Genomic DNA, 24,296 nt, shown 5'->3' on the forward strand with positions numbered 1-24,296 from the left:
TCTCCGCTCTTTGTGCTAAACTGCCCCACCGACGTTAGCCTATAATGTGTCGGTGGTATGGATAACATTGCGAGATAAACTGATGATCAAACAGCGGACACTGAAACGTATTGTGCAGGCCACAGGCGTTGGTTTACATACCGGTAAAAAGGTAAAACTGACCCTGCGCCCTGCATCGGCTAACACCGGGGTCATCTATCGCCGCACGGATTTGAATCCTCCGGTGGACTTCCCGGCGGATGCTAAATCGGTGCGGGATACCATGCTTTGCACGTGTCTGGTCAATGAGCATGATGTTCGTATCTCCACCGTCGAACATCTTAACGCCGCATTGGCAGGTTTGGGCATCGACAACATCATCGTTGAAGTCAATGCGCCTGAAATTCCTATTATGGACGGCAGCGCCAGCCCCTTTGTCTATCTGCTGATGGACGCCGGAATCGAGGAGCTTAACTGCGCCAAGAAATTCCTGCGCATCAAGGACAAGGTTCGCGTTGAAGATGGCGATAAATGGGCTGAACTGACGCCGTTTAATGGTTTCAAGCTCGATTTTACCATTGATTTCAAACATCCTGCGATCGATGCAAGCTCGCAACGTTATTGCCTGAATTTTTCCGCCGAGTCTTTCGTGCGGCAAATCAGCCGCGCGCGCACCTTCGGGTTTATGCGCGACATCGAATACCTCCAGTCCCGGGGCCTGTGCCTGGGCGGTAGTTTCGATTGCGCCATCGTGGTTGATGATTATAAAGTGCTGAACGAAGATGGGCTGCGTTTTGAGGATGAGTTTGTCCGCCACAAAATGCTCGACGGTATCGGCGATCTGTATATGTGCGGCCACAATATCATTGGTTCGTTTACGGCGTTCAAGCCGGGCCATGCATTAAATAACAAATTGCTGCAGACCGTCCTGGCCCGCCAGGAAGTCTGGGAAATGGTGACCTTCGAAGACGAAGCCGAAATGCCGCTGGCATTTGCCGCGCCCTCGTTTGTGATTGCCTGACGCACGGGTATTTAGCGCTCTAACGGACTGTTATTTCCCACGACGGGTGGGGTTGGCACCTTCTCCGGCCAGCCCTGCCAGCCGTTCGAGCAGCTTTTGCAGCTTCTCGGGGCTGCGGGCCGCCAGGTGGCGAATCGCCTCGGCGCTCTGCGGGCTTAGCCTGCGTCTTTTTATGTCCTCCCCCTGATCCTTTATCTGCCGCTCGCTGCTGTTTTGCGTGATCAAATGCCCTTTTGTTGCCAGTGTCGGGTTAATCCTGATGTCGATGGATGACAATGATGGTAGAATCTGCGCTCGTAAAGCGGATAATAACCGTGATTGTTCATAGCGTAACCTCATCATCCAACTGGCATTGGCGGTTTCAAGCACCAATACCCCTTGCCTGAAATTGGCTACGCGACACCAGGGTTTCATCGGCGCGGGAAGCAGCGCGGCCACTGCCTGGTTCAGCTTTAACAGCGCCACGGCGCGTTGCTGGATTTGCTGCAGGGTCTGGCGCTCCGGCGTCGCAAGAACAGTAAACAGGGTATCAATGGATTGTGGACGACTGTCGCGCATAACAACTCCGGCGGAATGCATTAAGTAATGGGTATTTTAAATTGTTGGCGACAATTTGGCAGACGTTATTTCTGGCCGCATCTCCTGTTGGGGATGGTCGCGGCCGGCTTTGGCGTGCCTTATGCCCTCAACAGCGGGCAGGAGCAGGCGCAGCTGGCCAATACCCTGCCAAGCCTGAGCCGGCAAAACGCCTGTCACGCCGGCTTTACCCACCTGGCCCTGCTGAAGGACGCGCAGCGCCGTCCGTCGTTTACGGTGGATTATTGGCATCAGCATGCCATTCGCACGGTCATCCGCCATTTGTCCATTGCCTGGGTGGCGCAGCACGCCGGCGTTCCTGCATTGACGGCGGACAATGCCGCCCCGTTAAACCTACAGCGCCAGGTCCTGTTAAGCTCCCTTAGCGCCCTGCTGACCCACGAGCCCAAGCTGCCGGCCGTCATTCGTCATATCGCCCGGGCGGACTACCGGCCCGTTATCGATCATCGTACAGGAATTCGCCTGGCGCAGGTACAGGGAATTCGCGCCGGACCCCTCCGCCTCAGCTAACCGTATATCACGGACTTTTTATACCCCTTACGCATCTATTGGCCGCTGCCTGATAATCAGCGCCGGCCGTGACGAGATTTAAATAATTATGTTATCTAAACTGCTTACAAAAGTTTTTGGTAGTCGCAACGATCGTACCCTGCGCCGCATGAGCAAAACCGTTGAACTGATTAACCGGATGGAGCCGGAGCTGGAAAAGCTGAGCGACGCGCAGCTGGCCGCCAAGACCGTGGAGTTCCGCGCCCGTCTTGAGAAGGGCGAAAGCGTCGACAGCTTACTGCCGGAATCCTTTGCCGTGGTGCGCGAGGCCAGTAAACGCGTCTTCGGCATGCGCCACTTCGATGTCCAGCTACAGGGCGGCATGGTGCTTAACGACCGCTGCATCGCGGAAATGCGCACCGGTGAAGGTAAAACGCTGACCGCCACCCTGCCGGCGTACCTGAACGCCCTGAGCGGCAGGGGCGTCCATGTGGTCACGGTCAATGACTACCTGGCCCAGCGCGATGCCGAAAACAACCGTCCGCTGTTTGAATTCCTCGGGCTGACCGTCGGCATCAACCTGCCGAATATGCCGGCTCCGGCCAAACGCGCCGCCTATGCCGCCGATATTACCTATGGCACCAATAACGAATACGGTTTCGATTACCTGCGCGACAACATGGCGTTCAGTCCGGAAGAGCGCGTACAGCGCAAACTGCACTACGCGCTGGTGGATGAGGTCGACTCCATCCTTATCGATGAAGCCCGTACGCCGCTGATTATCTCAGGCCCGGCGGAAGACAGCTCCGAAATGTATATCCGGGTGGATAAACTTATTCCCCACCTGATCCGCCAGGATAAAGAAGACTCCGACTCGTTCCAGGGCGAGGGGCATTTTTCGGTGGATGAAAAATCACGCCAGGTCAATCTCACCGAGCGCGGCCTGGTGCTGATTGAAGAACTGATGGTCCAGGCCGGTATTATGGAAGAGGGCGAGTCGCTCTATTCCCCGGCCAATATCATGCTGATGCATCACGTCACCGCCGCGCTGCGCGCCCACGTGCTGTTCTCGCGCGATGTGGACTATATCGTCAAGGACGGCGAGGTGATCATCGTCGACGAACATACCGGCCGCACCATGCCGGGACGCCGCTGGTCCGACGGGCTGCACCAGGCGGTGGAGGCCAAGGAGCATGTGGCGATCCAGAACGAAAACCAGACGCTGGCCTCCATCACGTTCCAGAATTACTTCCGCCTGTATGAAAAACTGGCCGGCATGACCGGTACCGCCGATACCGAGGCCTTTGAATTCAGCTCGATCTATAAGCTCGATACTATCGTGGTGCCGACCAACCGGCCGATGATCCGCAAGGATTTACCGGATCTGGTCTATATGACCGAAAAAGAAAAGATCGACGCCATCATCGATGATATCAAGGCCTGCTCCGCCAAAGGGCAGCCGGTGCTGGTGGGGACCATTTCCATCGAAAAATCCGAAGTGGTGTCGCGCGAGCTGGAAAAAGCCGGCATCGAGCATAAGGTGCTGAACGCTAAATTCCATGCCATGGAAGCGGATATCGTGGCCCAGGCCGGTTCGCCCTTTGCCGTGACCATCGCCACCAACATGGCCGGTCGCGGTACGGATATCGTGCTCGGCGGCAGCTGGCAGGCGGAGATTTCCCACCTGGAGAACCCGAGCGAAGAGGACATCGCCGCAATCAAAGCCGCCTGGCAGATTCGCCACGACGCGGTGCTGGCCTCCGGCGGCCTGCATATCATCGGTACCGAACGCCATGAATCGCGCCGTATCGATAACCAGCTGCGCGGCCGTTCCGGCCGTCAGGGCGACGCCGGCTCCTCGCGTTTCTACCTGTCGATGGAAGATGCCCTGATGCGTATCTTCGCGTCCGACCGCGTCACCGGCATGATGCGCAAGCTGGGCATGAAACCGGGCGAGGCCATCGAGCATCCTTGGGTGACCAAGGCTATCGCCAATGCGCAGCGCAAGGTGGAAAGCCGCAACTTCGACATCCGTAAACAGCTGCTGGAATACGATGACGTCGCCAACGACCAGCGCCGGGCTATCTATAGCCAGCGCAACGAACTGCTGGATGTGGCCGATATCAGCGAGACCATTATCAGCATCCGCGAGGACGTGCTGAAAACCGTGCTCGACAATCATATCCCGCCGCAGTCCCTGGAAGAAATGTGGGACGTGCCGGGACTGGAAAAACGGCTGAAGGACGATTTCGATCTGGATATGCCGATTGCGGAATGGCTGGATAAAGAGCCCGGCCTGCACGAGGAAACCCTGCGCGAGCGCATCCTGGAACAAACGCTGGAACAGTATAAGCGTAAAGAGGAGGTGGTCGGCACCGAGATGATGCGCAGCTTTGAAAAAGGCGTGATGCTGCAAACGCTTGATTCCTTATGGAAAGAACATCTGGCTGCGATGGACTATCTGCGCCAGGGTATCCATCTGCGTGGTTACGCCCAGAAAGATCCCAAGCAGGAATACAAGCGTGAATCTTTCGCCATGTTTGCCGCCATGCTGGAATCGCTGAAATATGAAGTCATCAGCACCCTAAGCAAGGTCCAGGTGCGCATGCCCGAGGAAGTGGAAGCCCTGGAGCAGCAGCGTCGTGAAGAGGCGGAGCGCCTGGCGCGCCAGCAGCAGCTTAGCCACCAGCCCGAGCCGATGCTTGCCGACGTGGGTGCCTTGGCCAACACGCCGGTGCATGAGGGACGCAAGGTCGGGCGCAACGATCCGTGCCCCTGCGGTTCCGGTAAAAAATATAAGCAATGCCACGGCAAATTACAGCAATAATATAATAGTGATAGGCTAGGGACGCTGTCGCCTTAGGGTGACGGCGTTGAGCCGTGCTGAGATGATTTTATCGGAGTACCTGTGACAATAACTATTCGCACCATTGCCGTAGGCATTATCCGTAATGCGCAACAGCAGATCTTTATCGCCCAGCGGCCGGCGGACTCGCATATGGGCGGTTTCTGGGAATTCCCCGGCGGCAAAATGGAAGAGGGCGAAACCCCCGAGCAGGCGTTAAAACGGGAACTGCTGGAAGAGACCGGCATCAGGGTCGAACGGGCCGAACTGCTGGCCACCAGCCAGCACCAGTTTGCCGATCGGGATATGGCCTTCTATTTTTTCCTGGTCGAGGACTGGCAAGGCACGCCGTACGGCAAAGAGGGACAGCCGGTGCGCTGGTGCCCCCAGGCGGAACTGCGGGCCGATGAATTCCCGCCCGCCAATGCGTCAATCATCCGCCAGCTTATCGCCGCGACCTGACCTGCATCCGGCCCCGCCCCGGGGCCATATCACTTTCAGCGCTGATCTTCGCTCCAGTCTTCGCTATCGGTAAGCTGCGTATCGCTGGGGATAACTTTTTCCTCATCGGCCCATTCGCCGAGATCAATCAGCTGGCAGCGTTTACTGCAAAAAGGCCGGAACTTGCTCTGCGCAGTCCACTCAACGTCCGCGCCGCAGGTGGGGCAGTTTACTACCATGATATCGTCACTCAATGTTAACTCCTGAAACCTTGCAAATCGGGTCGGCTGTCACGCCAACCGATGCTCGACCCGTTATCTTAACGCAATTGATCAACAGCAGGCCAATTCAAAGGACAAACGGTTCGGCACCACGCCGTTTTCGCTGTCCAGAGATAAGAACCGGATGGCGTAGCGGGTTTTATGGCCGGAAACCTGCGGGTAAAGCTGGGACACCAGCGGGATGCGCATACGCAGCAAATCGGCGTCCTCGGCGTTATCCTGGAAAAAGCCGTTCAGGCTGATCTGGTTTTTAAAGGGTTCCGAATGCCGGACCAAATCCAGCGTAATGGTTAATGCGCTGTGCAGCGGGTCAAATGTTTTCAGCCACAGATTCACCTGCTGATCGCGCACGGTCTGCGGCAGATGAAGCCAGATATGCAGGCCGGGCAAATCAAAGCTGCAGCAGCCGCCGGGAATGGACAGGCGCTGGCGCACCGAGCCGATTAAACGGTCCTCGCGTACCGCCTGTCCCAGGCGCGGCGCGGCCATCAATACTGCGGCGCACTGTTTGAGTTCGCTGCGCAGCGCCCTGACGCGCTCACTGTCGACGCCGGGCACGCCGTCCCACTGCAGCATTTTCTGCTGCTGGCGGTCCAGTTCCTTGAGCATTTCAGTGCGTACATCGCCACGCTCAAGCACATCCAGCAAATCGGAGACGCTGCGAAAAAACGGCAACGCGCTTGAGATGTCAGTCAACGTCGGATAGTTATACAGTTGCTGCAGTAAAAATTCCAAACGCAGCCAGGTGCGCATTTTTTCATTTAACGGATGCTCAAACAGCACCGTGGTCGAGTAGACGTCACTCATTTTAATTCATCCTGTCGGGTTGCTGATGCCGCAAGCTGAAGGTAACGGCGGTGCAGTTTTGCCACCTCGGCCGTTAGCGCTTCGGGACGCCCGCTATTATCTATAATATCGTCGGCACAGGCCAGACGCTGTTGGCGTGAAACCTGCGCGGCAAGAATGCTTTTGACCTGGTCGGGGCTGATGCCGTCGCGGCTTAGGGTGCGGGCAATCTGGATCTCTGTCGGCACATCGACCACCAGTACCCGGTCCGCTTGGGACTGCAATTGGTTTTCAATTAACAGCGGCACCACCCATAATACGTAATGTCCATCGGCGCGGGCCAGTTGTTGCCGGGTTTCTTGTTGGATAAGCGGATGCAGCAAACGGTTAAGCCAGTCCTTGTCGGCGGGTGAACTGAACACGCGCTGGCGCAGCAATGCGCGGTCAAGTCGTCCGTCGGGCAGCAGGATCCCGGCGCCAAAACGGGCCTGTATGGCATGCAGCGCGTCGCTGCCCGGTTCTACAACCTGGCGGGCGATAACATCGGCGTCGACAATCGTGGCACCCAGTGCGGCGAAGGCATTGGCCACGGTACTTTTGCCACTGCCGATTCCCCCTGTTAATGCAACAATATAACGCATACAGTCTACTGACTCCTTACTGTATTCCTTTCTGCCCGTTTGCAGGTAAATTGCTACGATTGTAGCGTATATCGGGCGGTTTTCGCAGTCTTGCCGTAAGAATAATCCGGCGTATGATACCGTCACTGGAATTGGCATTCTGTACCCGAAACTTATAAGCGACCCGTCGCCATTGACCAGGAAAAACCGTTATGCGTATTGAAGAAGATATCAAGTTAGGTTTTAAAGACGTCTTGATCCGCCCCAAGCGTTCTACCCTCAAGAGCCGCTCCGACGTCGAACTGCAGCGTGACTTTACCTTTAAGCACCCCGGGTGCTCCTGGTCGGGCGTGCCCATCATCGCCGCCAATATGGACACCGTCGGCACCTTTCGCATGGCGGAAGCCCTGGCATCCTTTGATGTCGTGACCGCGGTGCATAAACATTATAGCGTGGAGCAATGGCGCGCTTTTGTTGCGCGGGCCCCTGAATCGGTATTGCGGCATGTCATGGTCTCGACCGGCACCTCGGAAGCGGACTTCGTGAAAATGAAGCATATCCTGGCCCTGTCGCCGTTATTGACCTTTATCTGCATCGACGTGGCGAACGGCTATTCCGAGCATTTCGTTAATTTTGTGCAAAAAGCGCGCGCGGCCTGTCCCAATAATGTCATCTGCGCCGGCAACGTGGTCACCGGTGAAATGGTGGAGGAATTGATCCTGTCTGGCGCCGATATCGTCAAGGTGGGTATAGGACCGGGCTCGGTATGCACCACCCGCGTCAAGACCGGCGTAGGGTACCCGCAATTGTCGGCGGTGATTGAATGCGCGGACGCCGCCCATGGCTTAAGCGGCCAGATTGTCAGCGACGGCGGCTGCTCGGTGCCGGGCGACGTGGCGAAAGCCTTCGGCGGCGGGGCGGACTTTGTCATGCTGGGCGGCATGCTGGCCGGCCATGACGAATGCGAGGGCACGCTGGTGGAGGAAAACGGCGAAAAATTCATGCTGTTTTACGGCATGAGCTCCGAGTCGGCCATGAACCGCCATGTGGGCGGCGTGGCGCAGTACCGGGCGGCGGAAGGTAAAACCGTCAAGCTGCCGCTGCGCGGGCCGGTCGAACACTCCATACGCGATATCCTGGGCGGATTGCGCTCGGCCTGTACCTATGTCGGCGCGTCCCGCTTGAAAGAACTGACCAAACGCACCACCTTTATCCGCGTGGCCGAGCAGGAAAACCAGGTGTTTACCCAGCTGTAGCCTGTTGCGGTCCTATAGATGGCTATCATGCGAATGATAGCCATCCTGCGGCCCCACGCCTTAAGTCTGCATCCGCCTGCCTCAGATCCGGTCCGGCGTGTTCCTGCGTATTACCATCCCATCACCGGGACGGCGTCAGCCGTGGCCAAACAGATCGCCCATTTGCAGCAGCGGCAGATAAAGCGCCATCACCAGTGCGCACACCAGAGCGCCCATGATCAACAGCAGCAGGGGTTCGGCCAGCTGCGCCAGCGCGTCGGCGCGCCGTTGCGCCTGTTCCTCATGCATGCTGGCCAGCCGGCGGAATACCTCGTCCAGCGTGCCGGAAAACTCGCCGGTCTTGATAAGCTGGTGGCAATGGCGCGGGAACAGGCGATGGCGATAAAACGCCTGATGCAGCGCATATCCCCGCTGTATATGCCGCCGTAATTGCAGCGCCGCCTCGCGGTACAAGGGATGGCCGAGGGTGCGCGCGGCAATCTCCAGGCCATTATCCAGCGGCACGCCGGCAGGGTGGGTCATGGCCAATGTCTGGAACAACTGGTAGAGCGCGTGATGACGCAGCAGCGTCCCCACCGCGGGCAAATATAACACCCCCGCCTGGAGGCGCCGCCGCCATCGGTCATGGTAATGGCAGAACCGCCGGTAAACCAGGGACAGCAGCGCTACTCCGGTAAACAATGCCGGCGCATGCTCTTCCACGCCTGCCGCCGCGGCCAGCAGGCAGCGGGTCGGCCAGGGCAGGGGCAGATTGATGGCGGCATAGAGCCGGGAGAATTCCGGCAGAATCCATGCCAGGAGCAACCCCATGACCATCGTTGCCATCAGCAGGATAAACGCCGGATAGCGCAGCGCGCCCGTCACTTTTTTTGTTAACCTGCCGAGCCGTTCCTCATGGTCGGCGAGCGCCAGGCAGCAGCGATCCAGCCGGCCGGTCAGCTCGCCGAGCGCCATCATGGCGCAATAAACCGGTGGGAAGACCTGGGGAAAGTCGGCCAGGGCCTGGGACAGGGTGTGGCCCTGCTCGATCTTTTCGCCCAGCAGGCGCAGCAGGCACCGCCAGCCGGCGCGCGGGTGATCTTCCGCCAGCAGCTCCAGACTCTCGCGCAGCGGCAGCCCCGCGCCGAGCAGCGTCGCCAATTGGGCGGTGAGCGCGGCAAGCTGATGCCTGCGCCAATAGCCGGCCCCCAGATAGCCGGCGGTACGCAGGTGAAACGGTTGCAGATCCCGGCGGATCAACTGCCGGCGCGCCGAGGTTTTATCCCGCCCGAGGATCTGCCCGGCACAGGCTTCCCCGGCGGAGGTAACGCCGCGCCAGGAGTAAAGCCAGAAGCCGGTCATGCCGGTTCACCCAGTACCCGCGCCAGCTCATCAAGGGAGGTCACTCCCCGCGCCGCCAATACCAGGCCCGCGCGCCAAAGTCCCGAGGGACCTGGCCGGCCTTTGCGGTTGAACGCCGCGTCGTTCATGGCGCGCCCTGCCGCCTGTGCGGCATTGCATGGGCCGCTTTGGCGACTTTCCCCGGGGTACGCACCGTCATGGGGGGAGGGCTGCGCCGGCAACAAATGAAAAATGCCGCGCCGGCCGGCATAACCCTGGTGGCACTGTTCGCAACCCACGGCATGCCATTGACGGCGAGGCGCCCAGCCCGGCGGCAGCCGCAGCGCCGTTTGTTCCGGCGCGCCTGCCTCGCGGCGGCATAGCGGGCAGAGCTGCCTGACCAGCCGCTGCGCCATCACCAGTAGCAGGGCGGAGCGCACCAGCTCGGCGTCCAGCCCGAACTGGCTAAGACGGGCCACGGCATCCGCGGCGGAGCGGGTATGCAGGGTTGCCAGCACCAAATGACCGGTCTGGGCGGCGTTAACCGCCATGGCGGCGGTCGCGCGATCGCGGATTTCACCCACCATGACCACATCGGGATCCTGGCGGAGCAGGGCGCGCAGCAACGCCGGAAAATCCAGCCTGGCCTTGGCGTTGACCTGGCATTGGGTCATGCCCGGCAGCGACATTTCCACCGGATCCTCCACGCTGCAAATATTCAGCCTGTCGCGCGCCAGGGTATTCAGCGCGCTGTAAAGCGTCATGGTTTTACCGCTGCCGGTCGGCCCCGTGAGCAGAATCAATCCCTGGGGACGGTGCAGCAGGCGCAGGAACCTCCGGCGCAGGGCCGCCGGCATGCCCAGTCGCTCCAGGGCGAGATCTTCCGGCGCCCCGCGCAACAGACGCAGCACCAGCTTCTCGCCGCGCAGTGTCGGCAGTGTGGAGAGCCGGCACGAGCAGTGCCTGTCAGGCGGTCCGAAGACAAATTGCCCGTCCTGGGGCAGGCGCCGCTCGGCGATATCCAGCCGGGCCATCATCTTTAAGCACACCAGCAGGCGCGCAGCAAGTATTGGCATGCAATGGGCGCTTTCCCGCAGCAGGCCGTCTACGCGCAACCGGATGCGATACTCGGCCGCGCCCGTGGGTTCGATATGGATATCCGACGCCTTGAGCGCTTGTGCCTGGTTGAGCAGCGCGTCGATATAATCCCGCAGCGCCGTGTCATCGTAGGTTGCCGTCACCCGCTACTCCTCCGCGCCATCCATGTGAAACAGCGCCTGGCAAGGCCCGAGCAGATGCCGGGCGTTCTCCATGGCGCGGCAGTCGCTGCCCCAGCGCAGCCCGTCGCCGTGCCGTTTGGGCGTCAAGGCCAGGGTCAGGCCCTTCAGCGCCTGTCTGCCGGTCAGGCTGATGACGCCGTCCTGCACCGTGACCCGGTCGACATAACGCGAGGCCATGCCCTCGGGTATGCCGTCCTGGCCCGCCTGGCACTCCCGGACCTCGCCGCGCTGCAACGCGCACAGCTCCACCGCCGATTTATAGGGGGCCAGCATCTGCAGCATATCCGTCATGGCGGCTTTATCCAGATAGCGCTGGTAGCCGGGCAGGCCGATAGCGCTGAGCATGGCGATAATGGCGATTACCACCATTAATTCCACCAAGGTAAATCCCTGTTGATTAAACATGCGTTTCCCTCGCAGCCGATCCTGCCCCGACCTTACCGGCAACGCCTTCGGCCGGCCAGCGGCGGGTCGCCATACGGGATAATGGTTGGCAAAAAAAACGCGATGAGTGACCTGATGTTTAGGAATTTTGCGTAGGATGCCGCAAAATCAAGGATAAGGAGGGGGGAAAGGCCTTCGGAGATGACCGAAGGCCTGTGGTATGGGATGCCCGGCTACTGGAACCGCATCGACAAGTCCAGCGCGCGGATATGTTTGGTCAGCGCGCCCACGGAGATATAGTCCACCCCGGTTTGGGCAAATTCACGGAGCGTGTCCAGCGTGACATTGCCCGAGACTTCCAGCAGGGCGCGCTTTTGTGTGGCCGCCACCGCCCGCTGCATATCGGCCGGCGTAAAATTATCCAGCATGATGATATCGGCGCCGGCGTCCAGCGCCTGGCGCAACTCGTCCAGGGTTTCCACTTCCACCTCCACCGGCACATCGTCGCGCAGGGCCAGTGCGTTGGCCACCGCGTTGGCGATAGAGCCGGCGGCGATGATATGGTTTTCCTTGATCAGGAAGGCGTCCGCCAGCCCCAGGCGGTGATTGCCGCCGCCGCCGCACAGCACGGCGTATTTCAGCGCGGTGCGCAGGCCGGGCAGCGTCTTGCGGGTATCGAGCAGTTGGGTCCCGGTGCCGGCCAGAAGATCAACGTAACGTTTGACCTCGCTGGCCACCCCGGACAGCGTCTGCACAAAATTCAGCGCGGTGCGCTCGCCGGTGAGCAGCAGATGCGCGGGGCCGCTTAAACGGCACAGCGGCTGGTTGACGCGGATCGCATCGCCGTCCTGTACCTGCCACGCGACGGAAACACCGCCGCCGAGCTGGGCAAAGACTTCCTCCAACCAGCGCTGGCCGCAGAAAATACCGTTTTCCCGGGTGATGATAACCGCGCTGGCCTCGCTCTCCTGCCCAAGCAAACGGGCGGTGATATCGGCTTTGGCGTCGGTGGTGCCGCCCAGGTCTTCGCGCAGGGCCTGGGTGACGGATAAGGGGATATCATGCTGAATACGCTCAAGCAATTCGGCCCGGCGGCGTTCGACGTTATAACGGCGTGTCGGCATAAAAAACTCCGAAATAGCGGATAAAGGGAATCGGAGAAACATGCTACTCTGTTGCTGGGATAAGTACCACCGCCGGTCTGCGCGAGGTGAATAATGCGGTTGGAAAATGGCTGGGTGCCGGGGGTCAGGCACGTGTTGTCGCCGCATTGCGATGAGCGGCCCGCGCACGAGGCGCCATCGCTATTGGTCGTGCATAATATCAGCCTGCCGCCGGGCCGCTTCGGCGGCGGGGATATCGACCGGCTCTTTACCGGCACGCTCGATCCCGCGGCGCATCCCTTTTTCCGCCAGGTTTATCAGTTGCGGGTTTCCGCGCACTGCCTGATTCGCCGCGACGGCGAAATTGTCCAGTACGTGCCGTTTGATAAACGCGCCTGGCATGCGGGCGTATCGACGTTCGACGGCCGGGAACGCTGCAATGATTTTTCCATTGGTATCGAGCTTGAAGGCACCGATAATATCCCTTACACCGACGCGCAGTACCACCGGCTGGCCGCGCTGACCGCCTTGTTGATGCGGCATTATCCGATTACGCCGGCGCGCATTACCGGCCATAGCGCTATCGCGCCGGCGCGTAAAACCGATCCCGGGCCGTCGTTTCGGTGGCAACATTACCTGCGGCTGGTTGCTGCGCGCTGCGGGGACATAAAGAAGGAGAGTCAGGGTTCATGACGCTGTTTACGCTACTATTGGTTTTGGCCTGGGAACGCCTGTTCAAGCAGGGCGAGCACTGGCAGCTGGATCACCATCTGGAACGGGTGTTTGTCCGCATCCGTCATGCCTCCCTGGCCCTGACCGTTTTAATGGCCCTGGGCTGGATGATTATCGTGGCGCTGTGCCTGCGGCTGCTGGCTAACTGGTTTTTTGGCGTGCCGTTGCTGGTGCTGTGGATCATCATTTCCCTGTTATGCATCGGCGCCGGCGGCATCCGTAAGCACTATCGGGCCTATTTGCGGGCCGCGGCCGCCAGCGACGGCCACGCCTGCGACGCCATGAGCGAAGAACTGGCCCTGATCCACGGCCTGCCGGTGGATTGCGATAAAGAGGAGCGTCTGCGCGAACTGCAGAACGCCCTGTTGTGGATAAACTTCCGTTTTTACCTGGCGCCGCTGTTCTGGCTGGTGGTCGGCGGCCCGTACGGTCCGGTGGCGCTGGCCGGCTATGCTTTCCTGCGCGCGTACCAAACCTGGATGGCGCGCCGCTCCACGCCACTCAAGCGCGCGCGTTCCGGCATCGATATGCTGTTGCACTGGCTGGACTGGATTCCGGTGCGTCTGGCGGGGGTGGCCTACGCGCTGCTGGGACACGGTGAAAAAGCGCTGCCCGCATGGTTTGCGTCCCTGGCGGATGTGCATACCGGCCAATATCAGGTATTAACCCGGCTGGCACAGTTCTCGCTGGCGCGGGAACCGCATCTGGACGACGTGCTGACGCCGCGCGCGGCGGTATCGCTGGCGAAAAAAATCACCCAGGTGATTGTGGTGGTGGTGGCGCTGCTGACCATCTACGGCGCGCTGGTTTAACGCCGTCAGCGCCACCGCCCGGCGTGGTTATCCGCCCGGCTAACCCGCGGTGTCCGCCGGTGGTTCGCCAAAGCGGGGCATGCCGTCCTCATCCCAGTCAAAGGCTTTAACCCGGGTATGCCGGTTGGGGTCGTACAACGGATCGCCGGTAATTTCCGTATACGGGCGGGCGTGATAGACCAGCACATCCTCGCCCCGTTCCCCAATGGTAAAGCTGTTATGGCCCGGCCCGAACTGCCGGTGTCGCCTATGGGTGCGGAACACCGGCTGCGGCAGCTTATGCCACTGCGCCGGGTCGGTAATATCGGCGTCGGCGTCGGCCCACAGCAAACCGATACAATAATTCTCGTCGGTAGCGCTGGCCGAATAGGTAATAAACAGCCGTCGCCCGTGGCGGATAAACGCCGGCCCCTCGTTAACCCAAAAACCGATGGTTTCCCACGGCAGTTCAGGACGGCTAATCATCACCGGCGCGGTGTTAAGCGAGGTGGGCGTCGCCAGTTCGGCCAGGTAAAGATTGGAGTTGCCCCGAATAGCCGGATCTTTCTGCGCCCACAGGTAATAATGCTTGTCCCGGTGGACAAAATGCGTCGCATCCAGCGAAAAGGTATCGAGCGGCGTTATGATGCGGCCTTTTTCACGCCATCGCCCGGTTAATGGATTGTCATCGGCGCACTCCAGCGCAAACATACGATGCTGGAACAGCCCGTCGACAATGTCAGGCGTTTTGGCGGCGGCAAAATAAATAATCCATTTCCCGTCGATAACATGCAGTTCAGGCGCCCAGATCAGCGCGCTCATTTCGCCGGTGGCCGGCTTGCGCCATATCACCGCCGGCTCGGCCCGCGCCAGGCCGGCAAGCGTGGTCGCGCGGCGGATCTCCAGCCGGTCGTATTCCGGCACCGAGGCGATAAAATAGTAGTACCCGTCGTGATGGCGGTAGATAAAGGGGTCGGCGCGCTGCTCTATCAGTGGGTTCGGCCAATGTCCTTCGGTCATGATAGCGTCTCCTGTTTATTCCGCGGTTTACGGATGTTTGGTTTCCAGCAGGGAGTCCTCGCGCCAGGCGCCCAGTTCATGATAATTCTCCCGGCGTTTTTCCAGATCGTCCTGGATTTGCCGCATCAGTTGCCGATCCACTTTCAGCAGCCTGACCACGCCCGCGGTGATAAGATAACCGACGCCCGGGATCACGGTAAACAGCAGCACGATGCCCTGGACGGCGCCGGGACTTTGCGTGATGGCGTCACCGCGATAGCCATAGGCGGACAGGATAAAACCGACAAAGGCGCCGGCCACCGCCAGTCCGACCTTCAGGAAAAACAAATTGCCGGAAAAGCTGATGCCGGTAATGCGTTTGCCGGTTTTCCACTCGCCGTAGTCATCGACGTCCGCCATGAGCGACCAGTGCAACGGCGAGGGGATCTGGTGCAGGATATTGAGCAGGAAATACATCACCAGGATAAGCGTGGTCAGATGCGGATCAAGGAAATAGAAACCGCAGGAAAACAGCGCCAGGATAATATTGGTCCAGAAAAATACCTTCAGCTTGCAAAAGCGGTCGGTCAACGGTTTGGCCAGCCAACTGCCGATCATCATGCCCACGACCCCCAGGCTGATAAACATACTGGCGAACCCGGAGGTTTTATCCATGGCATAGGTCACGTAGTACATGGTGGCCGCCATGCGGATAAAACCGGGACAAACGTTAAAGAAGGTCAGCAGCAGAATGCGTACCCATTGGTCGTTTTTCCAGATATCGCGCAGATCGGCCTTCAGCGCGTCATGGGTCGGGATCGCCGGTTTAACGCGTTCGCGCACGGTGGCGAAGCAGAATAAAAACATCAGGCAACCGATAATCGATAACACCGTCATCGCCCATTGAAACCCCTTGGCCCGGTTGCCGCCGCCAAACCAATCCACCATCGGCAGCAGGGTGAGCGAAATAATCAACGTCGCCACGCCGACCAGGATAAAACGCCAGGACTGGCAGGAGACCCGCTCCTGCGGATCGCTGGAAATCACCCCCCCGAGTGAACAGTAGGGAATATTAATGGCGGTGTAAATCAGCGACATCAGGAAATAGGTGGCGAAGGCATACACCACTTTGGCGCCGTAGCTCCAGTCCGGCGTGGTGTACATTAAAATGCTGAACACCGCGAACGGCACCGACAGCCACAGCAGATAAGGCCGGAACCGGCCCCATTTGGAGCGCGTGCGATCGGCGATGGCGCCCATGATCGGGTCGGTGACCGCGTCGATAATGCGCACCGACAGCAGCAATACGCCCACCAGGGCCGGCGCCAGGCCGAAAACGTCGGTGTAAAAATAGGCCAGGAACATGGTAATGGAACCCCATACCATATTGCAGCCGGCATCTCCCATGCCGAAACCAATTTTTTCCGTTAATGACAAAGCCTGTGTTTTCATGGATCTACTCTCCGTTGTAAACAAGACATGAAGTACAACAGGCAGTATTGGCCTATTCGGCGTGAAAGGATCGGCAGGATCGGGTTGATGAAATGGACAAACGGGTCATAACGGGAAATTTGTGAAGGCGCCGGCATTTTGTCGCGCAGGCCGGCGGAAAGAACTTTGCGCGGCCAGCCAGGCCGCGCAGAAGGCGGCTTAACGGCTCAGTTCGCCGGACGCGCGCTGATTTTTCTGTTTAAAATAAAAGCCGATGCCGAGCAGGCAAAGCCACACCGGGATCAGGTAGACCGAAATTTCCATGCCGGGGGTCATCAGCATCACCACCAGGATCGCCGCCATAAACAGCAGGCACAGATAGTTGCCGAACGGGTACCACAGCGCCTGGAATTTCGTCACCCTGGCCTGGCGGGCCATGGCGCGGCGAAACTTCAGGTGCGCCAGGCTTATCATGCCCCAGTTGATGACCAGGGCGGAAACCACCAGCGCCATCAACAGGCCGAAGGCTTTTCCGGGCATCAGATAGTTGATCAGCACGCAAACGGCGGTCGCCAGGGCCGACACGCCGATCGCCATGACCGGTACGCCACGACGATCGACCGCCGCCAGCAGCCTTGGGCCGTTGCCCTGGCGCGCCAGGCCGTACAGCATACGGCTGTTGCTGTAGACGCAGCTGTTGTATACCGATAGCGCAGCGGTCAGCACCACCAGGTTAAGGATGGTCGCCACCCAGTCGCTGTTGAGCGCATGGAAAATCAGCACAAAGGGACTGCCGCCTTCCACCACTTTGCTCCAGGGATACAACGACAGCAGAATAGCCAGCGAGCCGATATAAAACAGCAGGATGCGATAGATGACCTGGTTGGTGGCTTTGGGTATGCTTTGCTCCGGGTTATCGGCTTCGGCGGCGGTAATGCCCACCAGCTCCAGGCCGCCGAACGAAAACATGATGACCGCCATCGCCATAATCAGGCCGCTGACGCCATTGGGGAAGAACCCGCCCTGGGCCCAGAGGTTGGTCACGCTGGCGTCCGGGCCGCCGTGGCCGCTTATCAGCAACCAGGCGCCAAACACAATCATCGCGATAATGGCGACGACTTTGATAATGGCAAACCAAAATTCCATCTCGCCGTACACCTTGACGTTGGCGAGGTTGATGACGTTAATGACGATAAAAAATAGTGCCGCTGAGATCCAGGTCGGCAGGCCCGGCCACCAGTAATTCATATAAATGCCCACGGCGGTCAGTTCCGCCATGGCGACCAGTACGTACAGCACCCAGTAATTCCAGCCGGAAGCAAAGCCGGCAAAATCGCCCCAGTATTTATAGGCAAAATGGCTGAACGAACCGGCTACCGGTTCCTCGACCACCATTTCCCCTAATTGACGCATAATGAGAAAGGCGATAAAGCCGCCGATGGCATAGCCCAGGATCACCGACGGACCGGCCATTTTAATCGTTTGGGCAATCCCCAGGAACAAGCCCGTGCCGATCGCGCCACCTAAGGCAATAAGCTGAATATGGCGGTTTTTTAGCCCGCGTTTCAGCGTCTCTCCGCGCTGTTTACCATCCATCGAAAATCCTCTTTTAGTACGGTCTGCGGACCATCCCAGTGTAAAATTGCGGTCTGTAATCCCTGCATTACGTTTTATGTACGTTATATTTTACGTTAGCCGTCGAGCTATTTTTTGTCGCGGGCTGTCGTTGGCACAAGAATAGTGGTATGCAAAAAAGTTTGCACCTGATTTATGGGGTCGGACGGGAAAATACAAAACCCGCATGATCTGACGCATTTTCCAGGAGAGGCGGTAAAAAAAGGATGTTGTAAAAAAAGATGTAGCAACAATGTTATTGTTACACTTTGCCAGGCAATATTTGCTTATTATTTAATCTAAAATATTGGCTCAAACGGTTCAGCTTGGAGGATTGAACGTTGCAAAATGGTTAAATATGTCATTTCTCAAATTCAGTGGATGGAACTGGATAGTTATCAAATTGCAGCACAAGCTTAGTGCAATTGTTTAAATGTGCGGTGTTTCATGATTTAGGTCAAAGCCGTCATGGACAGGAGGTGAATACTTTGTTACTTTAGCGTCACGTTTATGAAATTGGTATTACCAATTGACTCCGCGCCAATCGCAAAGATGATTATAAATGGCCTATAGTAAAATCCGCCAGGCAAAACTTTCGGATGTCATCGAGCAGCAACTGGAATATTTGATTCTGGAAGGGACGTTGCGTCCCGGTGAAAAGCTGCCGCCGGAGCGCGAACTCGCCAAACAGTTCGACGTTTCCCGTCCCTCCCTAAGGGAAGCCATCCAGCGTCTCGAAGGCAAAGGCCTGCTCCTGCGCCGCCAGGGCGGCGGGACATTTGTTCAAAGCAATCTTTGGCAAAGCTTCAGCGACCCACTGGCTGAACTGCTGGCCGAACACCCGGAATCACAATACGATCTGCTGGAAACGCGCCATGCCCTCGAGGGGATTGCCGCTTATTACGCCGCGCTGCGCGGTACGGAAGAGGACCTCGACCGCATTCGCGATTGCCACCAGATTATCCAGCAGGCCCAGGAAAACGGCGATCTCGACGCCGAAGCCGATGCCGTACTGCAGTATCAAATCGCCGTCACCGAAGCCGCCCATAATGCGGTTTTATTGCATTTGGTGCGCTGTATGGGGCCGATGCTGGAAAAAAACGTACGTCAGAATTTTGAATTGCTCTACTCGCGCCGGGAAATGCTGGCGCAGGTGAGCAGTCACCGCGCCGGGATCTTCGCGGCGATAGTGGCACGCGAGCCGGAAAAAGCGCGCGAAGCTTCTCACCGCCATCTGGCGTTTATTGAGGAAATTTTGCTGGACCTCAGTCGGGAACACAGCAGGCGCGAACGATCGCTGCGCCGGCTCCAGCAACGCAAGGACTAAGCCTCCGGCGACGGGAGCTATGCCCTAAATAATTCGAGTTGCAGGAAGGCGGCGACACAGCGAATCCCCGGGAGCTTACTCAAGTAAGCGACCGGGGTGAGTGAGGAATGCCAACGCACCTGCAACTTGAAGTATGACGGGGATAAAACGGCAACGAAATAATGAGCCTGTCTTCGTGTGTTCTAACGCATCGGCGCCAACGAGCACAGGAAGACAGGCTCCAACTAAATCAATTTAATAGCGATAGATAAGGAACACCACCATGTCAGAACGTTTATACAATGACGTGGATCCGATCGAAACACGCGACTGGCTACAGGCGATCGAATCGGTTATCCGTGAAGAGGGTATTGAGCGCGCACAGTTCCTGATTGATCAGGTACTTGATGGCGCGCGTAAAGGTGGCGTCAGCATCGCTGCCGGTGCCTCGGGCCGTAATTATATCAACAGCATTCCGGTTGAAGACGAGCCTGAGTATCCCGGCAATCTGGAATTGGAGCGCCGCATTCGCTCCGCTATCCGCTGGAACGCCGTTATGGCGGTACTGCACGCATCGAAGAAAGATTTGGATTTGGGCGGCCACATGGCGTCGTTCCAGTCGTCCGCCACCATTTATGAAGTCTGCTTCAACCACTTCTTCCGTGCGCGCAACGATCAGGACGGCGGCGATCTGGTGTACTTCCAGGGCCATATTTCCCCCGGGATCTACGCCCGCGCCTTTATCGAAGGCCGCCTGACCGAAGACCAGATGAATAATTTCCGCCAGGAAGTCCACGGCAAAGGCCTGCCTTCCTATCCGCATCCCAAGCTGCTGCCTGAGTTCTGGCAGTTCCCGACCGTTTCCATGGGCCTGGGGCCGATCAGCGCCATCTATCAGGCTAAATTCCTCAAATACCTCAACCACCGCGGCCTGAAAAACACCACCGCGCAGACGGTATACGCTTTCCTGGGCGACGGTGAAATGGACGAACCGGAATCCAAGGGCGCGATCACCATCGCCACCCGCGAAAAGCTGGACAACCTGGTCTTTATCATCAACTGTAACCTGCAGCGCCTGGACGGCCCGGTTACCGGCAACGGCAAAATCATCAACGAGCTGGAAGGTATCTTCGGCGGCGCCGGCTGGGAAGTCATTAAGGTCATCTGGGGCAGCCGTTGGGATGAACTGTTGCGCAAGGATACCAGCGGCAAGCTTATCCAACTGATGAACGAAACCGTCGACGGCGACTACCAGACCTTTAAATCGAAGAACGGCGCCTATGTGCGCGAGCATTTCTTTGGTAAGTATCCGGAAACCGCCGCGCTGGTCAAGGATATGAGCGACGACGAAGTCTGGGCATTGAACCGCGGCGGACACGATCCGAAAAAAGTTTTCGCCGCGCTGCAAAAAGCGCAGAAGACCACCGGCAAGCCTATCGTCATCCTGGCCCATACCATTAAAGGCTACGGCATGGGCGAGACCGCGGAAGGCATGAACATTGCCCACCAGGTCAAGAAAATGAACATCGACGGCGTGCGCTATTTCCGCGATCGTTTCAATCTGTCCCCGGTGGTGTCCGATGAGACCATCGAGCAACTGCCCTATATCACCTTCAAGGAAGGTTCGGAAGAGTATGAATACCTGCATGCCCGCCGCAAGGCGCTGCACGGTTACCTGCCGACCCGCCTGAAGAACTTTACCAAGCCGCTGGAGCTGCCGACCCTGGCGGACTTCGGCGCGCTGCTGGAAGAACAGAAAAAAGAAATCTCCACCACCATCGCTTTTGTCCGTGTACTGAACGTGATGCTGAAGAACCCGTCGATCAAGGATCGCCTGGTGCCGATTATCGCCGATGAAGCGCGTACCTTCGGTATGGAAGGGTTGTTCCGCCAGATCGGCATCTACAGCCCGAACGGCCAGCAGTACACCCCGCAGGACCGTGAGCAGGTCGCTTATTACCGTGAAGACGAGAAAGGCCAGATCCTGCAGGAAGGGATTAATGAACTGGGCGCGGCGTCGTCCTGGCTGGCGGCGGCAACGTCCTACAGCACCAACGACCTGCCGATGATCCCGTTTTATATCTACTACTCCATGTTCGGCTTCCAGCGTATCGGCGATTTGTGCTGGGCGGCGGGCGACCAGCAGGCGCGCGGCTTCCTGATCGGCGGCACGTCGGGGCGCACCACCCTGAACGGCGAAGGTCTGCAGCACGAGGACGGCCATAGCCATATCCAGTCGCTGACCATCCCGAACTGTATCTCCTACGATCCGGCGTACGCCTATGAAGTGGCGGTCATCATGCATGACGGCCTGACCCGTATGTACGGCGAGGCGCAGGAAAACGTCTATTACTACCTGACCACGCTGAACGAAAACTACCATATGCCGGCCATGCCCGAAGGCGCGGAAGAGGGGATCCGCAAGGGTATCTATAAACTGGAAACCCTTGACGGCGCCAAAGGCAAGGTTCAGCTGATGGGCTCCGGCGCCATCCTGCGCCACGTGCGCGAAGCCGCCGGGATCCTTTCCCGGGACTACGGCGTCGGCTCCGATGTCTATAGCGTGACCTCCTTTACCGAACTGGCGCGCGACGGGCAGGATTGTGAACGCTGGAACATGCTGCACCCGGCTGAAAAACCGCGTGTGCCTTATGTCGCCCAGATCATGAGCGATGCGCCGGCGGTGGCCTCCACCGACTATATGAAACTGTTTGCCGAACAAATCCGCAACTTTATCCCGGCCAGCGAATTCCGGGTATTGGGTACGGATGGCTTCGGTCGTTCCGACAGCCGCGAAAACCTGCGTCATCATTTTGAAGTGGATGCGTCTTACGTGGTCGTGGCGGCGCTGGGCGAACTGGCCAAGCGTGGCGAAATCGACGCCGATGTGGTCGCCAAGGCGATCGCCAAGTTCGGCATCGACGCGGACAAAGTTAACCCGCGTTTGGCATAAGAGGTAGAGAAATCAATGGCTATTGAAATTAACGTACCGGATATCGGTACCGATGAAGTTGAAGTCACCGAAGTGCTGGTCAGCGTGGGCGACAAGGTTGACGCCGAACAATCGCTTATCACCGTCGAAGGCGACAAGGCCTCTATGGAAGTACCCTCGCCGCAGGCGGGGGTGGTCAAAGAGCTGAAAGTGGCGGTGGGCGATAAAGTCACCACCGGCAAGCTTATCATGGTCTTTGAAGACCAGGGCGGCGCGACGGAAGACAGCGCGCCGGCCAAGGCCGAGGCGTCAAACGATGCCAAGCCCGCCGAGGCGAAACCGCAGTCGGGCGGCGCAGCGGAAAGTAAAAATGTCGAGGTGCCGGATATCGGCGGCGACGAAGTGGAAGTGACCGAAGTGCTGGTCAAGGTCGGCGATACCGTGGCGGCCGAACAGTCGCTGATCACTGTCGAAGGCGACAAAGCCTCGATGGAAGTCCCGGCGCCGTTTGCCGGTAAAGTCACTGAAATCAAGGTCAATACCGGCGATAAAGTCAGCACCGGTTCGTTGATTATGGTGTTTGAAGTGGCGGGCGCGGGTGGCGCATCCGCCGCGCCGGCCCAGGACAGCAAGCCGGCCGCTGCCGCGCCGGCTCAATCCGGCGGCACGAAAGACGTCAATGTGCCGGATATCGGCGGCGACGAAGTGGAAGTGACCGAAGTGATGGTTAAGGTCGGCGACAAGGTCAGCGCCGAGCAGTCGCTGATTACCGTTGAAGGCGATAAAGCCTCGATGGAAGTCCCGGCGCCGTTCGCCGGCACGGTTAAAGAGATCAAAATCAGCACCGGCGACAAGGTTAGCACCGGTACCCTGATCATGGTCTTTGAGGTGGAAGGCGCGGCTCCGGCCGCGGAGAAGACCGAGACCGCCGCCGCCGCGGCGCCGGCGCCCGCATCGCAGGCCAATAAAAACGCGGCGGCGGCGGCCCAGCCTAAAACCGAGGGCAAGAGCGAGTTTGCCGAAAACGACGCCTATGTGCACGCCACGCCGGTTATCCGTCGTTTGGCGCGTGAGTTCGGCGTTAATCTCGGCAAGGTGAAGGGGACCGGACGTAAAGGCCGTATCCTGCGCGAAGATATCCAGGCCTACGTCAAGGATGCGGTAAAACGCGCCGAGGCCGCTCCCGCAGCCGGCGCCGGCGGCTCTCTGCCGGGCCTGCTGCCGTGGCCGAAGGTGGATTTCAGCAAATTCGGCGATACGGAAGAAGTCGAACTGGGCCGCATCCAGAAAATTTCCGGCGCCAACCTGCATCGCAACTGGGTCATGATCCCGCACGTCACGCAATTCGACGAGGCGGATATCACTGAAGTGGAAAACTTCCGTAAACAGCAGAACGCCGAAGCGGAAAAGAAAAAGCTGGATGTGAAAATCACCCCGCTGGTGTTTATCATGAAGGCCGTGGCCAAGGCGCTGGAGGAACTGCCGCGCTTTAACAGCTCGCTGTCCGAGGATGCGCAGAAGCTGACGCTGAAGAAATACATCAATATCGGCGTGGCGGTGGATACGCCGAATGGCCTGGTGGTGCCGGTGTTCCGCGACGTGAATAAGAAGGGTATCTTTGAGCTGTCGCGCGAACTGGCGGAGATCTCGAAAAAGGCGCGTGACGGTAAACTGACGTCCTCCGATATGCAGGGCGGATGTTTCACCATCTCAAGCCTTGGCGGCATCGGCGGCACGGCGTTTACGCCTATCGTCAACGCGCCGGAAGTAGCGATCCTCGGCGTGTCCAAATCGGCGATGAAACCGGTATGGAACGGTAAGGAATTTACGCCGCGCCTGATGCTGCCGCTGTCCCTGTCCTATGACCATCGCGTCATCGACGGCGCGGCGGGTGCCCGGTTTATCAGTTTCATCAACAACGTAATGTCCGATATTCGTCGTCTGGTGATGTAAGCCCGAGGCCGGCCCCAGGGCCGGCCTGATTGTTTAATGTGACGCTGCCGGTTGGGCGCATTTTCCCCCGGCAGGGCAAACAGGTCACGCGCCGTCCGAACCCGCTTTGCAGATTATTAACATTTCTGTAAACTGG

At 58.6% G+C, this 24,296-nt stretch carries 21 protein-coding genes; 10 read left to right on the forward strand and 11 right to left on the reverse strand.

Annotation, left to right across the window (positions count from 1 at the left end; all coding sequences use genetic code 11):
• Positions 1-82: 82 nt before the first annotated feature.
• Positions 83-1,000 (forward strand): UDP-3-O-acyl-N-acetylglucosamine deacetylase, encoded by a 918-nt coding sequence (gene lpxC, locus ACL2XQ_RS03765; protein ID WP_413740070.1) that lies wholly within the window; start codon positions 83-85, stop codon positions 998-1,000.
• 30 nt (positions 1,001-1,030) lie between these two features.
• Here the strand turns inward: lpxC and ACL2XQ_RS03770 are convergent, their stop codons facing one another.
• Positions 1,031-1,558: a DUF721 domain-containing protein gene (locus tag ACL2XQ_RS03770; RefSeq protein WP_410016410.1), complete on the reverse strand. Its 528-nt coding sequence runs from the start codon at positions 1,556-1,558 to the stop codon at positions 1,031-1,033.
• Positions 1,559-1,585: 27 nt separating this feature from the next.
• On the opposite strand from ACL2XQ_RS03770, the gene secM reads away from it, so the two are divergent.
• The 3 genes from secM (at position 1,586) to mutT (ending at position 5,393) form a co-directional block, all read left to right on the forward strand.
• Positions 1,586-2,107: a secA translation cis-regulator SecM gene (gene secM / locus ACL2XQ_RS03775; RefSeq protein ID WP_413722143.1), complete on the forward strand. Its 522-nt coding sequence runs from the start codon at positions 1,586-1,588 to the stop codon at positions 2,105-2,107.
• An 88-nt stretch (positions 2,108-2,195) separates the two neighbouring features.
• The gene (secA, locus tag ACL2XQ_RS03780; RefSeq protein WP_410016408.1) at positions 2,196-4,913 is read left to right on the forward strand and encodes a preprotein translocase subunit SecA; all 2,718 of its coding nucleotides are present in this window, start codon (positions 2,196-2,198) and stop codon (positions 4,911-4,913) included.
• Between the two features lie 87 nt (positions 4,914-5,000).
• A complete protein-coding gene (mutT, locus tag ACL2XQ_RS03785; RefSeq protein ID WP_410016624.1) occupies positions 5,001-5,393 on the forward strand; it encodes an 8-oxo-dGTP diphosphatase MutT in 393 nt (130 codons plus the stop codon).
• Positions 5,394-5,428: 35 nt separating this feature from the next.
• On the opposite strand, the gene yacG is transcribed toward mutT, so the two are convergent.
• From yacG to coaE, 3 genes are all read right to left on the reverse strand, one after another.
• Positions 5,429-5,611 (reverse strand): DNA gyrase inhibitor YacG, encoded by a 183-nt coding sequence (yacG, locus tag ACL2XQ_RS03790; RefSeq protein ID WP_410016623.1) that lies wholly within the window; start codon positions 5,609-5,611, stop codon positions 5,429-5,431.
• A gap of 93 nt (positions 5,612-5,704) precedes the next feature.
• Positions 5,705-6,460, reverse strand: a complete 756-nt coding sequence (gene zapD, locus ACL2XQ_RS03795) for a cell division protein ZapD (protein WP_410016407.1) — start codon at positions 6,458-6,460, stop codon at positions 5,705-5,707.
• The gene (gene coaE / locus ACL2XQ_RS03800; RefSeq protein ID WP_413740071.1) at positions 6,457-7,080 is read right to left on the reverse strand and encodes a dephospho-CoA kinase; all 624 of its coding nucleotides are present in this window, start codon (positions 7,078-7,080) and stop codon (positions 6,457-6,459) included. Before coaE ends, zapD begins: the two co-directional genes overlap by 4 nt.
• 191 nt (positions 7,081-7,271) lie before the next feature.
• Here coaE and ACL2XQ_RS03805 point away from each other — a divergent pair, with 191 nt between their 5' ends.
• Positions 7,272-8,315 (forward strand): GMP reductase, encoded by a 1,044-nt coding sequence (locus ACL2XQ_RS03805; RefSeq protein WP_410016405.1) that lies wholly within the window; start codon positions 7,272-7,274, stop codon positions 8,313-8,315.
• Between the two features lie 135 nt (positions 8,316-8,450).
• Here ACL2XQ_RS03805 and hofC read toward each other — a convergent pair whose 3' ends face one another.
• The 4 genes from hofC to nadC all read right to left on the reverse strand — a co-directional run bounded on the left by hofC (position 8,451) and on the right by nadC (position 12,423).
• Positions 8,451-9,656 (reverse strand): protein transport protein HofC, encoded by a 1,206-nt coding sequence (hofC, locus tag ACL2XQ_RS03810; RefSeq protein WP_410016404.1) that lies wholly within the window; start codon positions 9,654-9,656, stop codon positions 8,451-8,453.
• Positions 9,653-10,876, reverse strand: a complete 1,224-nt coding sequence (locus tag ACL2XQ_RS03815; protein WP_413740072.1) for a GspE/PulE family protein — start codon at positions 10,874-10,876, stop codon at positions 9,653-9,655. Before ACL2XQ_RS03815 ends, hofC begins: the two co-directional genes overlap by 4 nt.
• Before the next feature lie 3 nt (positions 10,877-10,879).
• Positions 10,880-11,320: a prepilin peptidase-dependent pilin gene (gene ppdD, locus ACL2XQ_RS03820; RefSeq protein ID WP_410016402.1), complete on the reverse strand. Its 441-nt coding sequence runs from the start codon at positions 11,318-11,320 to the stop codon at positions 10,880-10,882.
• Between the two features lie 212 nt (positions 11,321-11,532).
• Positions 11,533-12,423 carry a carboxylating nicotinate-nucleotide diphosphorylase gene (gene nadC, locus ACL2XQ_RS03825; RefSeq protein WP_413722145.1) on the reverse strand — a complete coding sequence of 297 codons (891 nt, stop codon included), beginning with the start codon at positions 12,421-12,423 and terminating at the stop codon, positions 11,533-11,535.
• A gap of 93 nt (positions 12,424-12,516) precedes the next feature.
• Between nadC and ampD the strand changes: the two genes are divergently transcribed.
• Positions 12,517-13,095, forward strand: a complete 579-nt coding sequence (ampD, locus tag ACL2XQ_RS03830; protein WP_413722146.1) for a 1,6-anhydro-N-acetylmuramyl-L-alanine amidase AmpD — start codon at positions 12,517-12,519, stop codon at positions 13,093-13,095.
• Positions 13,092-13,946, forward strand: coding sequence for a beta-lactamase regulator AmpE (ampE, locus tag ACL2XQ_RS03835; RefSeq protein ID WP_410016399.1), 855 nt, complete (start codon positions 13,092-13,094; stop codon positions 13,944-13,946). The genes ampD and ampE overlap by 4 nt, the downstream gene beginning before the upstream one ends.
• 39 nt (positions 13,947-13,985) lie before the next feature.
• On the opposite strand, the gene ACL2XQ_RS03840 is transcribed toward ampE, so the two are convergent.
• From ACL2XQ_RS03840 to ACL2XQ_RS03850, 3 genes are all read right to left on the reverse strand, one after another.
• Positions 13,986-14,945 carry a family 43 glycosylhydrolase gene (locus ACL2XQ_RS03840; protein WP_410016398.1) on the reverse strand — a complete coding sequence of 320 codons (960 nt, stop codon included), beginning with the start codon at positions 14,943-14,945 and terminating at the stop codon, positions 13,986-13,988.
• Between the two features lie 27 nt (positions 14,946-14,972).
• Positions 14,973-16,376 (reverse strand): glycoside-pentoside-hexuronide (GPH):cation symporter, encoded by a 1,404-nt coding sequence (locus ACL2XQ_RS03845; RefSeq protein WP_410016397.1) that lies wholly within the window; start codon positions 16,374-16,376, stop codon positions 14,973-14,975.
• Positions 16,377-16,574: 198 nt separating this feature from the next.
• Positions 16,575-17,951: an amino acid permease gene (locus ACL2XQ_RS03850; RefSeq protein WP_410016396.1), complete on the reverse strand. Its 1,377-nt coding sequence runs from the start codon at positions 17,949-17,951 to the stop codon at positions 16,575-16,577.
• A gap of 580 nt (positions 17,952-18,531) precedes the next feature.
• Here ACL2XQ_RS03850 and pdhR point away from each other — a divergent pair.
• From pdhR to aceF, 3 genes are all read left to right on the forward strand, one after another.
• Positions 18,532-19,296, forward strand: a complete 765-nt coding sequence (gene pdhR / locus ACL2XQ_RS03855; RefSeq protein WP_162363949.1) for a pyruvate dehydrogenase complex transcriptional repressor PdhR — start codon at positions 18,532-18,534, stop codon at positions 19,294-19,296.
• A 262-nt stretch (positions 19,297-19,558) separates the two neighbouring features.
• Positions 19,559-22,228 carry a pyruvate dehydrogenase (acetyl-transferring), homodimeric type gene (aceE, locus tag ACL2XQ_RS03860; RefSeq protein WP_410016395.1) on the forward strand — a complete coding sequence of 890 codons (2,670 nt, stop codon included), beginning with the start codon at positions 19,559-19,561 and terminating at the stop codon, positions 22,226-22,228.
• Between the two features lie 15 nt (positions 22,229-22,243).
• Positions 22,244-24,160: a pyruvate dehydrogenase complex dihydrolipoyllysine-residue acetyltransferase gene (gene aceF, locus ACL2XQ_RS03865; RefSeq protein ID WP_413722147.1), complete on the forward strand. Its 1,917-nt coding sequence runs from the start codon at positions 22,244-22,246 to the stop codon at positions 24,158-24,160.
• Positions 24,161-24,296 lie beyond the last annotated feature (136 nt).

This window comes from Sodalis sp. RH14, assembly GCF_047324285.1.
In the GTDB taxonomy this organism is placed as follows: domain Bacteria; phylum Pseudomonadota; class Gammaproteobacteria; order Enterobacterales; family Enterobacteriaceae; genus Acerihabitans.

Excerpts from the sequence above, each read along its gene's own strand:
- lpxC (WP_413740070.1), top strand. The coding sequence starts at position 83 with ATGATCAAACAGCGGACACTGAAACGTATTGTGCAGGCCACAGGCGTT.
- ACL2XQ_RS03770 (WP_410016410.1), bottom strand. The coding sequence starts at position 1,558 with ATGCGCGACAGTCGTCCACAATCCATTGATACCCTGTTTACTGTTCTT.
- secM (WP_413722143.1), top strand. The coding sequence starts at position 1,586 with ATGGGTATTTTAAATTGTTGGCGACAATTTGGCAGACGTTATTTCTGG.
- secA (WP_410016408.1), top strand. The coding sequence starts at position 2,196 with ATGTTATCTAAACTGCTTACAAAAGTTTTTGGTAGTCGCAACGATCGT.
- yacG (WP_410016623.1), bottom strand. The coding sequence starts at position 5,611 with ATGGTAGTAAACTGCCCCACCTGCGGCGCGGACGTTGAGTGGACTGCG.
- zapD (WP_410016407.1), bottom strand. The coding sequence starts at position 6,460 with ATGAGTGACGTCTACTCGACCACGGTGCTGTTTGAGCATCCGTTAAAT.
- coaE (WP_413740071.1), bottom strand. The coding sequence starts at position 7,080 with ATGCGTTATATTGTTGCATTAACAGGGGGAATCGGCAGTGGCAAAAGT.
- ACL2XQ_RS03805 (WP_410016405.1), top strand. The coding sequence starts at position 7,272 with ATGCGTATTGAAGAAGATATCAAGTTAGGTTTTAAAGACGTCTTGATC.
- hofC (WP_410016404.1), bottom strand. The coding sequence starts at position 9,656 with ATGACCGGCTTCTGGCTTTACTCCTGGCGCGGCGTTACCTCCGCCGGG.
- ppdD (WP_410016402.1), bottom strand. The coding sequence starts at position 11,320 with ATGTTTAATCAACAGGGATTTACCTTGGTGGAATTAATGGTGGTAATC.
- nadC (WP_413722145.1), bottom strand. The coding sequence starts at position 12,423 with ATGCCGACACGCCGTTATAACGTCGAACGCCGCCGGGCCGAATTGCTT.
- ampD (WP_413722146.1), top strand. The coding sequence starts at position 12,517 with ATGCGGTTGGAAAATGGCTGGGTGCCGGGGGTCAGGCACGTGTTGTCG.
- ampE (WP_410016399.1), top strand. The coding sequence starts at position 13,092 with ATGACGCTGTTTACGCTACTATTGGTTTTGGCCTGGGAACGCCTGTTC.
- ACL2XQ_RS03840 (WP_410016398.1), bottom strand. The coding sequence starts at position 14,945 with ATGACCGAAGGACATTGGCCGAACCCACTGATAGAGCAGCGCGCCGAC.
- ACL2XQ_RS03845 (WP_410016397.1), bottom strand. The coding sequence starts at position 16,376 with ATGAAAACACAGGCTTTGTCATTAACGGAAAAAATTGGTTTCGGCATG.
- ACL2XQ_RS03850 (WP_410016396.1), bottom strand. The coding sequence starts at position 17,951 with ATGGATGGTAAACAGCGCGGAGAGACGCTGAAACGCGGGCTAAAAAAC.
- pdhR (WP_162363949.1), top strand. The coding sequence starts at position 18,532 with ATGGCCTATAGTAAAATCCGCCAGGCAAAACTTTCGGATGTCATCGAG.
- aceE (WP_410016395.1), top strand. The coding sequence starts at position 19,559 with ATGTCAGAACGTTTATACAATGACGTGGATCCGATCGAAACACGCGAC.
- aceF (WP_413722147.1), top strand. The coding sequence starts at position 22,244 with ATGGCTATTGAAATTAACGTACCGGATATCGGTACCGATGAAGTTGAA.